We start from the raw sequence: 11,728 nt of genomic DNA on the forward strand, positions 1-11,728 counted from the left end.
ATGATATCAGCCAGACTTGGAAACTATCTCATCAAATTAGTCCCCCCATAGAACCTCCTTGAGCCATCTTGCACACTTTTCTCTTTTTGTCAAATTTTATGTTAAGAAAGATGTGACTAATGGATAGTATCAAGGGGGGCAGGGGGGATCGAAGCTAAAATCCATTTTTAATTTAATTATAACCAGCTACTTATTTTCAAAAAAAGTTATTCGTTCTTGGGTGCGCTTAATTCCTTCTTGAAGTTCTCGCAGTCTTTCGGTTAATGCGTCTTCAATAAATTTTTTTAAGGAGTTTAGATGTTTAGAACTCAGTTTTACTTCAGCCATAATGCTTCTGAGTTGATAATCGCTGCTGTTTGCCATTCGTCAGTCCATCCTAATTCTAGTTCATCTACTGCTAAAAAAGCTTGGGCGAGTTCTTCTGCTTCTTGTTGTTGTCGCCATTGTTGTAAAATTGAGGCGATGAAAATGCTTTTATCTTCTACTTTCTGGTTTAGGTAATTAACCAGTTTATCGGGTAAAGAAATGGAGATTTTAGCCATGGTTATCTCTTTGGCTATTTGATTCTAATATAGACTATTTTGATTGAGCTAAAATAACAGAATTAAGGGGGAAAGATTCAGTTTCTAAACGAGTTAAATCAACAATTTGACTAGCTTGATCAATATCAATTCCAACTAATTTTCCTTCGCTATCAAAATCTAAAACAATATCAGGGGCGATTTCTTGAGAATCGGTGCTTGTTTTTTCTGATAGGCTAATGTATAAAGAATCGGTTTCAGGATAATAACTAAATTTCATTTTTTACTCCTTAAAGTTACGATCTGGGAAGGCGTTATGAATGGTTTCTCCATCATCTAGAGTGACAACTCGCAAGTATTTTCCTAATTCGGGAATGTATAACCAATGACGAATGCGTCCATTTGGTTCTATTTCTCGTCTAACTGGATTCTGGATAGCCTGTTGACACCATTCTCGCTTAAGATAGGGTCTTTTGACCAAGACTTGTTCTTCAAAGTAGCGGGTAGTTTTCATTCATCATTTTTCTGATCGATTCCTTCTATCATAATTTTAACGAAATTTAGATAAATTTCCCCAGATACTAAATTCTCCCCCCTTTTTAAGGGGGGCAGGGGGGGATCAAATCCCATCACACAAACCCCTATCCTCCTCCTTAACATCGGAATTAGGATTGTGTAAATAAACCCGCACCCAATCGCAACTACGCCCCATTAAAGCGTTTAAGTCCTGCATTGTCCTACAATCTTTCTGTATTGTCCTACAACTCTTCTGCATCGCCCTACAATCCTTCTGTATCCTCACAAAGAAGTCTAAACCAAGATTAACGGGATTTTAGGATTCACTGGATTATTTACTTGGAAACTCCTGACAATCTTTTAAGGTTGAGCATCCTGAAAATCCTCTAATCCTCAAAATCCTGATACTGACTATTTTGTACCAATCCCATCACACAAATGCCTGTCACTCTCACTCACATTAGGATTATAAAGCAAATAATTACGAATCCTATCGCAACTCGTCTCTATCAAAGCATCTAAACCCCAACCATTGCTTCCATTCCACAGTTTGATTATGCCGTTATGACTACCGGTCGCTAATATCTTACCGTCATTGCTAAAACTCACGCTAGTGAATAACTCATTATGCCCAGAGAGAGTGCGGATTTCTTTCCCTGTCTCTACATTCCACAGTTTGATTGTCTCGTCATAACTACCGGTCGCTAATGTCTTACCATCGTTGCTAAAACTCACGCTAGAGACACTACCATTATGCCCAGAGAGAGTGCGGATTTCTTTCCCTGTCTCTACATTCCACAGTTTGATTGTCTCGTCATAACTACCGGTCGCTAATATCTTACCGTCATTGCTAAAACTCACGCTAGAGACACCCTCATTATGCCCAGAGAGAGTGCGGATTTCTTTCCCTGTCTCTACATTCCACAGTTTGATTGTCTTATCCCAACTACCGGTCGCTAATATCTTACCGTCATTGCTAAAACTCACGCTAGAGACACCCTCATTATGCCCAGAGAGAGTGCGGATTTCTTTCCCTGTCTCTACATCCCACAGTTTGATTGTCTTGTCACTACTACCGGTCGCTAATGTCTTACCGTCATTGCTAAAACTCACGCTATTGACACGATCATTATGCCCAGAGATAGTGCGGATTTCTTTCCCTGTCTGAACATTCCACAGTTTGATTGTCTTATCCCAACCACCAGAAGCTAATGTCTTACCGTCGCTGCTAAAACTCACGCTTCTGACATAGCCATTATGCCCCTTGAGAGTGCGGATTTCTTGGCCTGTTTCTACATTCCAGAGTTTGATTGTGTTATCCCTACTTCCAGAAGCTAATGTCTTACCATCGTTGCTAAAACTCACGCTATAGACACAATCATTATGCCCAGAGAGAGTGTGGATTTCTTGGCCTGTCTCTACATTCCACAGTTTGATTATATTGTCATAACTACCGGTCGCTAATGTTTTACCGTCGCTGCTAAAACTCACGCTTAAGACTTCTCTATTATGCCCAGAAAGAGTGCAGATTTCTTGACCTGTCTCTACATTCCACAGTTTGATTGTCTTATCCCAACTACCAGAAGCTAATGTCTTACCGTCTTTGCTAAAACTCACGCTTTCGACACCCTCATTATGCCCAGAGAGAGTGCGGATTTCTTGACCTGTCTCTACATTCCACAGTTTGATTGTCTTGTCACGACTACCGGTCGCTAATGTCTTACCGTCGCTGCTAAAACTCACGCTTTCGACACAATCATTATGCCCAGAGAGAGTGCGGATTTCTTCCCCTGTCTCTACATTCCACAGTATGATTGTCTCGTCCTCGTCATAACTACCGGTCGCTAATGTCTTACCGTCGCTGCTAAAACTCACGCTAGAGATAAGATTACCCGAGCCTCTGGCATACCCATTATGCCCAGAGAGAGTGCGGATTTCTTTCCCTGTTTCTACATCCCAAAGTTTGATTGTATTGTCACTACTACCGGTCGCTAATGTCTTACCGTCGGGGCTAAAACTCACACTATTGACATTCCCATTATGCCCTTCTAAGCGATTATATTCCCTTCCTTCGGCAAGAACTGTTTGCAAAGCATTCATTACCTCTGTGTCACTTACCTCATATTTCTGTAAAATTTTTCCTGCCTTAATCATTTCAATAAAAGCTTCTAAATCTTTCCCCCCTTCATTAAAGAGAGACAAGGAATAACGACCGAGAGAATTTGCTAAACTAAGTTCTGTCTTAACTTCGCGCCGTTTTCTTTCTGCTTCGATTTTTTCTCGTTGCTTTTGATAGTGATAACTAGCTTTAATAAATTTTACGGCTACAGAATCTAAATTAGAAAGTGATTTTTCTTTGATAAGATTGACAATCCTTGTCAGTTTAGAACCTCCCCAAAGCTCACTACTCGCTTTTACTGCATCTTGCTTCTGTAAATCATCCCACTGTTTAGCATCAGCATATAAACGACTTCTCAGAACAATTATCTCCTCTTTTTCTCGAATTAAATCCTGTAACACTTTCCAAGAACGTAATAACGCCTCATGTGCCACCTCAACCGTTGCTTTCCCGTCTTCTCCCTTACTCACCAAAAGACGATTATCTATCAATTGATAGAGAACCTCTCTTTGCATTTCCTCCTGTTCAAAACTCGATTTATCCGCCCTTCTGCTAACCGCTTTTTCCCCTTCTAAACTAATTAACTCTAGAAAAATTTCCTCTGCTGCTTTCCGTTGCTTTTCATTAAATTGACTATAAATTTTATCCGCTTGTTTTTCTAGCGCACCCGTTACCCCACCAATCTCTTGATAAATCTTATTATTTAAAACCCGCTCTTGAATATGATTTTTTTCCCACAATAAATCTAATGTATATTGTAACAGAGGTAAAGAGCCAGCCTGTTCATAAAAATCCGCAACAATTTGATTAATTAATCCCTTTTCAAAGATTACCCCATTTCTCGCCGCCGGTTCAGCAATAGCTAATCTTAACTCACTTTCATCCATATCCGTTAACATCTTGCTATACTGATCATGGATTTTTCCTAAACTGGGATAAGGACTTAATTTATCTAAAAAATCCGCCCTTATCGTCATCACAATTTTGACTAAACTATCATTATTTTCAATTAATTTAATCAAACTTTTAATAAAAATATCTCTTTCCGTCTTCGGTGTACGAGTAAATAATTCCTCAAATTGATCAATAAAAATAAACCATAAATCAGAATTATTTTTTAATCCTTTAACCACATTAATTAAAGTCTCTTCCTTAACAGCTTGTGCTAATTTCGCTTGGGATTGTGTATATCTATTTGCCAAAAGACAACCATAGAAAGACTCAAAGGGATTAACATCAGGAACAAAAGTTAAATTAACCAATTTATTCGCGCCAAAATTATCCTTTAACTTAGGAATTAAACCCGCTTGCACGAGAGAAGATTTACCACTTCCCGACGCACCTAAAAGCAATAAAACATTCTTTTGATTTAAATAATCGGTTAACTCAATAATCCAATTATCTCTTCCAAAAAACTTATCCTTATCTCCCTCTTCAAACTTCCTTAAACCCAAATAAGGTGAACCCGTAATTAAAGTTTGAGCCTGAATCTCAACTCCTGACTTTTGGGTGATAATATATTGATTGATTACACCGCCACTAATATCACCCGCAATTCCCTTAAATTCACCATCACCAATAAGACCTTTAACATCACCACCTATTTCTGAATAATAACTTTTATCAGTCATTTTTGCTACCCCAAAATTATTCTTTTAAAGTTAAATTTAAATTGCAGTTTTAGAATTAGCACTCTTTAAGGACTTCCTACTAAACCAAACAATTTAGCCAAACCGCCTAAAATCGTTACAATTAAAGCAACTAAAATCCCTCGACTGACAAACTCTTGATTCTCTAAGCGCTTTTCCACGCCATCATTTTTTCCCTCTAGACGCTTCTCAATACCATCAATTTTTTCCTCCAGACGCTTCTCGACACCATCAATTTTTTCCTCCAGACGCTTCTCGACACCATCAATTTTTCCCTCCAGAAGCTTAATTTCACCTTTAAATTCACTAAGTTCAATCTTAATATCAGTAACATCTTTTTGAAGATTATCTAACTTTTGATTGATTTGAATTAGAAAATCTTTAAGTTCTACCTCAACAGTAATTGACATAAATTTCCATCCTAAATAATCCTCAACTAATTAATATTCTGACTAATATTTCCACCACTAATATCTCCTGCAATTCCCTTCAAAGTGCCATCTCCCACCATTCCCTTAATATCACCACCAACATTAATATTATACTTACCTGCGGCAAATTCTTCAGGTTTTAATTGCTTGAGTAATGTTTCTGCTGTCTTAATAACCTCTGCATCTCTATCAATTTTTGCTTCAAGTAACTCTTCTTTGAGCAGTGTTTTTACCCCCTCTGAATCTGGTTTTTTCTCATGTTTATCGACGATATCACTATCATCTGTTTTCCCTTTTTCTGCAAATTTCTTCTTAATCAACGCTTTTAAACTCTCATAAGCATCCTTAACGGCTGTTCCTGCCGTATCCTTAGCAGCAGCAACCGCACCAGCAGCCAACGCAGCGAGAATTAGAGAAATCGGTTCCATTGCCTGAGACTCCAAATTAGATATTGCTGACTCAATCCTAGATCAAAGCAAAGTATCTGACGCGATTATGGCGCAGGTATTGGGCGCAAATGGCTTGCTCGTCGGGGTTGTTGGCTACTACTATAAGCTGGACGTGGGGGACTTGCTTGGGAATAATATCCCAGCCAGAAAATCGCTCTGTAGAAGAATCAGACCAGCCAGATAGCATATTATCAAAGCGTAAGTCCCTTAGCTGCGGGGACTCTCGAAGGACTTCCCCCTACTTAGGGTGATCAGCACACTTGAGCGATCGGAGGGCGCAGGTTCCTGGCACTTCTACAGTAACGGATTTTGTCCACAATGTAGGGGCGAACTGCGTTCGCCCAAAAGATACATTATCAAAGCGCAAGTCCCTAATCCCGTTTAGATTATATTTCATCTTGACGAGAAAGGCTGTACTTAAAAAAATATGGTATGATGAGAAATTGTCAGTTTTACGAAAGCCGATGAAAACGGAAGAGATTATCAAATCAATCGAAGCCGAGTATCTCAAGAGCGATCTGCCCATTATCCATGTCGGTGACACGATCCGGGTAGGGGTGCGAATCGTTGAAGGAGATAAAGAGCGGATTCAGCCCTACGAGGGCATTGTCATCGCCAAACGCCATGGCGGTATCAACGAAACGATTACAGTACGCAAAGTCTTCCAGGGTGTGGGAGTAGAAAGAGTCTTCCTGCTCCACTCGCCGCGGGTTGCCAGTATCAAGATCATCCGTCGTGGTAAAGTACGTCGGGCGAAACTCTACTATCTGCGCGATCGAGTTGGTAAAGCCACCAGGGTCCAAGAACGTTTCGATCGCCCTCTCTAAAAAATTTCCGGCGACAGCCTAACCAAGAAAGTTGCTTAATCGCCAACAACTACGCTATAATAAATAAAGGCCTTAAAAAAGCCAAATAGTTTAGCGAATGGGCGCTCTTAGTTCAGTTGGTAGAACGCAGGTCTCCAAAACCTGATGTCGGGGGTTCAAGTCCTCCAGGGCGCGTTTGGTAATCACCAAGCCGATAATTGCAAAGGACATAATCTAAATGTCTGAGGGTTAGTGTGGGTTGTCCGGTGAAAATGATAAGTTAAGGATAGCTTGAGTATCATTTTAAGGAGTAGCGATCGTGGCCAAAAAAGAAACCCTAGAAAAAGACGCGAGCGACAAGAAAGAGGGAAGCTCCTTTCAGGTCAAGGAATTCGTCAATGAAACCAAAGAAGAACTCGCCAAAGTCGTCTGGCCTTCCCGTCAGCAACTTTTGAGCGAATCGGCGGCGGTGATGTTAATGGTGACTTTAGTAGCCACTCTCATCTATCTAATCGATAAATTCTTTGCCTGGGGTGCGGGGAAGGTGTTCCCATGAATCTAGAAGAAGAGCAGTTTCCCGAAGAACTCAATCTTAGCGGCCTACCGAAAAAACCCCGTTGGTATGCCGTGCAGGTGGCTTCCGGTTGTGAGAAACGGGTCAAAGCTAATTTGGAACAGCGCATCCACACCCTCGATGTGGCCGATCGCATTCTACAAGTCCAGATTCCCCAAGCGGCCACCGTCAAAGTCCGCAAGGATGGTTCACGGCAACACGGCGAGGAAAAAGTCTTCCCCGGTTATGTCCTGATCAGAATGATCATGGATGATGACGCTTGGCAGGTGGTCAAAAACACCCCCCACGTGATCAACTTTGTCGGGGCCGAACAAAAACGCCACTACGGACGCGGCCGCGGTCACGTCACCCCGCTACCCTTGAGTATGTCAGAAGTCGATCGCATCTTCAAACAAGCTCAGATTCAAGAACCCGTCGTCAAAATCAATATGGAAGTTGGCGATCAAATCTTGGTTCTATCTGGTCCATTTAAGGACTTTGAAGGGGAAGTGATCGAAGTTAGTCCCGAGCGCGGCAAACTCAAGGCCCTGCTCTCCATTTTTGGTCGGGATACCCCGGTCGAATTGGAATTTAATCAAGTCGAAAAACAAAACTAAATCATGGCTAAAAAAGTCGTCGCAATTATTAAACTAGCTTTACCTGCTGGTAAGGCTAACCCTGCTCCTCCGGTCGGTCCTGCTTTAGGTCAACACGGGGTGAATATTATGGCGTTTTGTAAAGATTACAACGCTAAAACCGCCGATCAGGCCGGGATGATCATCCCTGTGGAAATTTCCGTTTTTGAGGATCGTAGTTTTACCTTTGTCCTCAAAACTCCCCCCGCTTCCGTTCTCATCCGTAAAGCGGCCGGTGTGGAAAGAGGTTCCAACGAACCCAACAAGAAATTTGTCGCCACCATTACCCGCGACCAATTACGCGAAATCGCCCAGACTAAAATGCCAGATCTTAACGCTAACGACATCGAAGCAGCCATGAATATTGTGGCGGGAACGGCCAAAAATATGGGTGTCAAGATCTCAGACTAAATCTTATTACGGGGAGAAGTTAAGCTTCGTTATTACCCAAGGAGCAACAAATCAGATGGTAAAAAAAGTTTCACGACGTTTGCGAGATGCCCAGGCTAAGGTAGAAAATAAAGCCTACGAGCCATTAGAGGCACTGACATTATTAAAGGAATTAGCGACGGCGAAATTCGACGAAACCGCCGAAGCTCATATTCGTTTAGGCATCGATCCTAAATATACCGACCAACAACTGCGGACAACGGTAAGTTTACCCAAAGGAACCGGACGCACGGTGCGGGTAGCGGTGATTACTCGCGGGGAACAGGTGCAGGAAGCGAACAATGCTGGGGCCGATATCGTTGGTTCAGAAGAATTAATCGAAGAAATCGCCAAGGGGATGATGGATTTCGAGGTGTTGATCGCCACCCCCGATATGATGCCGAAAGTGGCGAAATTAGGTCGTCAACTCGGTCCACGGGGTTTAATGCCTTCACCGAAAGGGGGAACCGTAACCACGGATTTAACGGGAGCGATCTCTGAGTTTAAAGCGGGTAAATTAGAATTCCGGGCCGATCGCACTGGGATCGTTCACGTTCAATTTGGTAAAGCTTCTTTTAGTGCTGAGGATCTGTTAATCAATTTGAAAGCTTTACAGGAAACGGTGGACAGAAACCGTCCTTCCGGGGCAAAAGGTCGTTACTGGCGCACAGTTTACGTTTCTTCCTCCATGGGGCCATCGATTCAAGTGGATATTAGCGCTCTGCGGGATCTGAAATTAGCAGAAGGTTAATGACAGTTATTTTTCTTTGAAAAAGCCTCCAAGGGATTGGGGGCCTTTTTTGGCTTGATCGCCCGATTGATATAAAATCAAAGGGCTACACTCAAGATTAATCGCTTGAATTATTCTCTTGTATCTGTTCTTAAAGCCAGCGTGTGGATTGTAGATTCCCCTAATACCCGTATTTTAGCCCCTAGTGCGATCGCTCTTGGTAACTTTGATGGTTTGCACCTAGGTCATCAAACCGTCCTACAGCCAATTTTTCAGGATGAACCCGCTTATCCCACCGTTGTTAGTTTTACTCCCCACCCGCGGGAATTTTTTACGGGGGAAAAATGGCAATTATTAACTCCTCTAGGGGAAAAGGTGGAGGTTTTAGAGAATTTAGGCGTTAAACAATTAGTTTTACTGCCTTTTTCTGCTCAATTAGCTTCCCTGACTCCCTTGGCTTTTATCAAACAGATTTTAGTAGAAAAATTACAGGCTAAATCGATCAGTATTGGTCAAGATTTCCGCTTCGGTTATCGTCGTCAAGGTACAGCGGAAGATTTATTACAGATCGCCTCTCAATTTAATATTAAAGTCGAGATTGTTGCTTTAAAAAACTGTGGGACGGGTCGGATTAGTAGTTCCCTAATTCGTCAAGCTTTGGCAGCAGGAAACGTTGAGCAAGCTGGGCAAATGTTAGGTCGTCCCTACAGTTTAACTGGTCGTGTGGTCATCGGGCAACAACTGGGCAGAACATTAGGTTTTCATACCGCTAATCTACAGGTTCCTCCCGATAAATTATTGCCGCGACTGGGGGTTTATTGCGGTTGGGTGCATCTCGATGGTTCTCGCTTACCAGCAGTTATGAATATCGGTTATCGTCCCACGATCGAGGGAAAAACTATCAGTGTGGAAATCCATTTATTGGATTGGTCGGGCAATGTATATGATCGTATTTTAACGATGGATTTAGTGCAATTCCTGCGACCAGAACAGAAATTTAATTCTCTCGATCAATTAAAAAATCAGATCGAGATAGACTGCGATCACTCTCGGTTAATTCTAAGTTCTGTAACCGACAACTACTAATATTTTTGGTATTCTCTTTCCACTTTACCCACCGCTTTCAATAAAGGAGAATCAAGGGAATCGATCCAATCAGCTACTTCTCGCGCTAATCCTAGGGTAACAATGCCTTGAGACGGTGGTAATTGACCAGCTAAAGCCTGACTCTTGATGGTTTTCAGGACAGAAATTAAACCCTCAATCCGAGTCGATCTTTCTGTTTTCGGCATCTGTTCGGCCACGGTAATAGCTTGGTCAATTGATTGAATTAATTCCCTCATGTTCGTTTCCATAATATTCTAGCGACAGGAAAGAGATGTGACGGTTATTGCTCGTCCCTCTCCCCATTGTATATTGGCATCTCGCGAGTCTTTAATAAAAGTTTGCTGACCACCACCGGGATAACAATCAGCCGGATTCTGGGGGGCGACAATTCCTTGATAAACTGTTGTTCCCGCAGGTAAAGTCACCGATATTACTTTGGTCGCTTGATTGGGAGGATTCCACTTTTGATCGAGGGCTAAATTTCTGATCACTTCCACATTGGTGGTATATTGATCCGTGGTCAGAAAACGACCTTTTTTGTAATTTTCGTCACTGTAATAACGGAAAAAAGTCTGGGGTTTTTCTAGGGTAACTGCCTGACATTCACTATTGCGAAAAGTGATGGCAATATCTGGAGGGAGGGGACAGGAAGGTGCCTGATCTTGAGCCAATATTTTCCGAGAATTGAAAGTTAAATTTTCGGGTAAACTATTGGTTAATGTACTGGCTGCGATTCCTAAAACAAGACTAAAAACGAGCGAACTGGCTTTCATCTTCATGGATTAAGAGAAATTCCTCTTGATTTTATCAGACTGAACCGACTGAAAATCTTAATTTCGCCCACTGGCAACAATTCTTAACTAATTTTCTCCCTGCTCGCCACCCTAACCCCGATTAGCTCCCTAGCAGAAAATTTCCCGCCATTGTCTGTCAACTTTCCTCGCTAGTGTGGGCAAATTAGGAAAAGAATCGTTAAGATAAAGAAAACTTAACATTAATCTTCTTGACAAAATACCCCATTTGTGCTATGAGAGACGCTATTGATATTTTGATGGAAAATTTGAGCCAGAGCATCGTCGGCCAAACCGAATCGATTCGCATTGTGCTGGTGGCTTTACTCAGTGGTGGCCACGCTCTCCTGGAAGATGTACCCGGAGTTGGCAAAACCCTCTTAGCTGACAGGGGGACAAGCAAGCTGAAAAGCTTGTGTAGCAAGGAATACAGATACGGACTCCAAAAAAAGATAAGTCATATTTACCATATATGACCTAAATAACGAAAATAATAAGTGAACTATACCAGAAAGTGTTAGAAAATGAACTGGGACGAGCCAGATATCTACTGTTGTTAATGATAGTTGGAACCTGGCAAATACTAAAGCAAGCTAAGTTAGAGATATTAGCAGAAGCACTGCCAATACCGATCCTGTTTGAGAGTCGGAGAAAAAAACTAAAAAGATTTTTAAAGCTGGAAATTCTGAATATTGAAAAAATCTGGTTTCTCTGCTTAAAAGAGATGTTAAAACAGCAGCAGAGATTCACAATAAAAGGATTAGTATATATTGCCATAGACCGGACAAGTTGGGGAGCAATTAATATCTTGATGGTGAGTCTAATTTATGACAAGAGAGCCATCCCAATCTATTGGGAGATATTGGATAAAAAAGGAAGTAGTAATCTCGAAGAACAGCAGCGAGTATTAGAAAAAACATTGACCGTGCTATCAGGTCATAAAATAGTGGTGTTAGGAGATAGAGAATTTTGCTCGGTCAGTCTTGGAAAGT

General features: G+C 41.7%; 15 protein-coding genes, 1 tRNA gene and 1 pseudogene. 9 read left to right on the plus strand and 8 right to left on the minus strand.

Features of this window, described 5'->3' with window-relative positions:
• Positions 1-314: 314 nt before the first annotated feature.
• The 6 genes from IQ224_RS16825 to IQ224_RS16850 form a co-directional block, all read right to left on the minus strand.
• Positions 315-542 (minus strand): hypothetical protein, encoded by a 228-nt coding sequence (locus tag IQ224_RS16825; protein WP_002742715.1) that lies wholly within the window; start codon positions 540-542, stop codon positions 315-317.
• Positions 543-576: 34 nt separating this feature from the next.
• Positions 577-801 carry a DUF2283 domain-containing protein gene (locus tag IQ224_RS16830; RefSeq protein ID WP_002742721.1) on the minus strand — a complete coding sequence of 75 codons (225 nt, stop codon included), beginning with the start codon at positions 799-801 and terminating at the stop codon, positions 577-579.
• Between the two features lie 3 nt (positions 802-804).
• On the minus strand, positions 805-1,035 hold the full coding sequence (locus tag IQ224_RS16835) for a hypothetical protein (RefSeq protein ID WP_002742722.1): 231 nt from the start codon (positions 1,033-1,035) through the stop codon (positions 805-807).
• Between the two features lie 413 nt (positions 1,036-1,448).
• Positions 1,449-4,787, minus strand: a complete 3,339-nt coding sequence (locus tag IQ224_RS16840) for a hypothetical protein (protein WP_194033247.1) — start codon at positions 4,785-4,787, stop codon at positions 1,449-1,451.
• Between the two features lie 65 nt (positions 4,788-4,852).
• Entirely contained in the window at positions 4,853-5,215 is a 363-nt protein-coding gene (locus IQ224_RS16845) for a hypothetical protein (RefSeq protein WP_194033248.1), read from the minus strand.
• A 26-nt stretch (positions 5,216-5,241) separates the two neighbouring features.
• Complete coding sequence (locus tag IQ224_RS16850; RefSeq protein ID WP_110580091.1) at positions 5,242-5,664, minus strand: hypothetical protein; 423 nt, start codon at positions 5,662-5,664, stop codon at positions 5,242-5,244.
• A 485-nt stretch (positions 5,665-6,149) separates the two neighbouring features.
• On the opposite strand from IQ224_RS16850, the gene rplS reads away from it, so the two are divergent.
• From rplS to IQ224_RS16885, 7 genes are all read left to right on the plus strand, one after another.
• Positions 6,150-6,512, plus strand: a complete 363-nt coding sequence (rplS, locus tag IQ224_RS16855) for a 50S ribosomal protein L19 (protein WP_002738040.1) — start codon at positions 6,150-6,152, stop codon at positions 6,510-6,512.
• Between the two features lie 101 nt (positions 6,513-6,613).
• Positions 6,614-6,686: transfer RNA gene (locus IQ224_RS16860), tRNA-Trp, on the plus strand.
• Positions 6,687-6,810: 124 nt separating this feature from the next.
• The gene (gene secE / locus IQ224_RS16865; protein WP_002737505.1) at positions 6,811-7,047 is read left to right on the plus strand and encodes a preprotein translocase subunit SecE; all 237 of its coding nucleotides are present in this window, start codon (positions 6,811-6,813) and stop codon (positions 7,045-7,047) included.
• Positions 7,044-7,661 (plus strand): transcription termination/antitermination protein NusG, encoded by a 618-nt coding sequence (gene nusG / locus IQ224_RS16870; protein ID WP_002735925.1) that lies wholly within the window; start codon positions 7,044-7,046, stop codon positions 7,659-7,661. The genes secE and nusG overlap by 4 nt, the downstream gene beginning before the upstream one ends.
• A gap of 3 nt (positions 7,662-7,664) precedes the next feature.
• Positions 7,665-8,090, plus strand: a complete 426-nt coding sequence (gene rplK, locus IQ224_RS16875) for a 50S ribosomal protein L11 (protein WP_004160232.1) — start codon at positions 7,665-7,667, stop codon at positions 8,088-8,090.
• A gap of 55 nt (positions 8,091-8,145) precedes the next feature.
• Positions 8,146-8,859 carry a 50S ribosomal protein L1 gene (gene rplA, locus IQ224_RS16880; RefSeq protein ID WP_069474684.1) on the plus strand — a complete coding sequence of 238 codons (714 nt, stop codon included), beginning with the start codon at positions 8,146-8,148 and terminating at the stop codon, positions 8,857-8,859.
• Positions 8,860-9,000: 141 nt separating this feature from the next.
• Positions 9,001-9,924 (plus strand): bifunctional riboflavin kinase/FAD synthetase, encoded by a 924-nt coding sequence (locus IQ224_RS16885; protein ID WP_194033249.1) that lies wholly within the window; start codon positions 9,001-9,003, stop codon positions 9,922-9,924.
• Here the strand turns inward: IQ224_RS16885 and IQ224_RS16890 are convergent.
• Both IQ224_RS16890 and IQ224_RS16895 read right to left on the minus strand, forming a co-directional pair.
• Positions 9,921-10,193 (minus strand): hypothetical protein, encoded by a 273-nt coding sequence (locus tag IQ224_RS16890; protein ID WP_193957401.1) that lies wholly within the window; start codon positions 10,191-10,193, stop codon positions 9,921-9,923. The two genes, IQ224_RS16885 and IQ224_RS16890, sit on opposite strands and share 4 nt — an antisense overlap.
• A 6-nt stretch (positions 10,194-10,199) precedes the next feature.
• Positions 10,200-10,718 carry a hypothetical protein gene (locus tag IQ224_RS16895; protein ID WP_002737967.1) on the minus strand — a complete coding sequence of 173 codons (519 nt, stop codon included), beginning with the start codon at positions 10,716-10,718 and terminating at the stop codon, positions 10,200-10,202.
• Between the two features lie 254 nt (positions 10,719-10,972).
• Here IQ224_RS16895 and IQ224_RS24655 point away from each other — a divergent pair, with 254 nt between their 5' ends.
• Together IQ224_RS24655 and IQ224_RS16905 are read left to right on the plus strand one after the other, a co-directional pair.
• Positions 10,973-11,212: an ATP-binding protein gene (locus tag IQ224_RS24655; RefSeq protein ID WP_069474687.1), complete on the plus strand. Its 240-nt coding sequence runs from the start codon at positions 10,973-10,975 to the stop codon at positions 11,210-11,212.
• A gap of 38 nt (positions 11,213-11,250) precedes the next feature.
• A pseudogene (locus IQ224_RS16905) lies at positions 11,251-11,728 on the plus strand (transposase); the annotation flags it as partial.

Origin of the sequence: Microcystis sp. LEGE 00066, from assembly GCF_015207925.1 — a bacterium.
GTDB classification, from domain to species: Bacteria; Cyanobacteriota; Cyanobacteriia; order Cyanobacteriales; family Microcystaceae; genus Microcystis; species Microcystis ichthyoblabe_A.

Excerpts from the sequence above, each read along its gene's own strand:
- IQ224_RS16830 (WP_002742721.1), bottom strand. The coding sequence starts at position 801 with ATGAAATTTAGTTATTATCCTGAAACCGATTCTTTATACATTAGCCTA.
- IQ224_RS16845 (WP_194033248.1), bottom strand. The coding sequence starts at position 5,215 with ATGTCAATTACTGTTGAGGTAGAACTTAAAGATTTTCTAATTCAAATC.
- rplK (WP_004160232.1), top strand. The coding sequence starts at position 7,665 with ATGGCTAAAAAAGTCGTCGCAATTATTAAACTAGCTTTACCTGCTGGT.
- rplS (WP_002738040.1), top strand. The coding sequence starts at position 6,150 with ATGAAAACGGAAGAGATTATCAAATCAATCGAAGCCGAGTATCTCAAG.
- rplA (WP_069474684.1), top strand. The coding sequence starts at position 8,146 with ATGGTAAAAAAAGTTTCACGACGTTTGCGAGATGCCCAGGCTAAGGTA.
- nusG (WP_002735925.1), top strand. The coding sequence starts at position 7,044 with ATGAATCTAGAAGAAGAGCAGTTTCCCGAAGAACTCAATCTTAGCGGC.
- IQ224_RS16890 (WP_193957401.1), bottom strand. The coding sequence starts at position 10,193 with ATGGAAACGAACATGAGGGAATTAATTCAATCAATTGACCAAGCTATT.
- IQ224_RS16840 (WP_194033247.1), bottom strand. The coding sequence starts at position 4,787 with ATGACTGATAAAAGTTATTATTCAGAAATAGGTGGTGATGTTAAAGGT.
- IQ224_RS16895 (WP_002737967.1), bottom strand. The coding sequence starts at position 10,718 with ATGAAAGCCAGTTCGCTCGTTTTTAGTCTTGTTTTAGGAATCGCAGCC.
- IQ224_RS24655 (WP_069474687.1), top strand. The coding sequence starts at position 10,973 with ATGAGAGACGCTATTGATATTTTGATGGAAAATTTGAGCCAGAGCATC.
- IQ224_RS16825 (WP_002742715.1), bottom strand. The coding sequence starts at position 542 with ATGGCTAAAATCTCCATTTCTTTACCCGATAAACTGGTTAATTACCTA.
- IQ224_RS16850 (WP_110580091.1), bottom strand. The coding sequence starts at position 5,664 with ATGGAACCGATTTCTCTAATTCTCGCTGCGTTGGCTGCTGGTGCGGTT.
- IQ224_RS16835 (WP_002742722.1), bottom strand. The coding sequence starts at position 1,035 with ATGAAAACTACCCGCTACTTTGAAGAACAAGTCTTGGTCAAAAGACCC.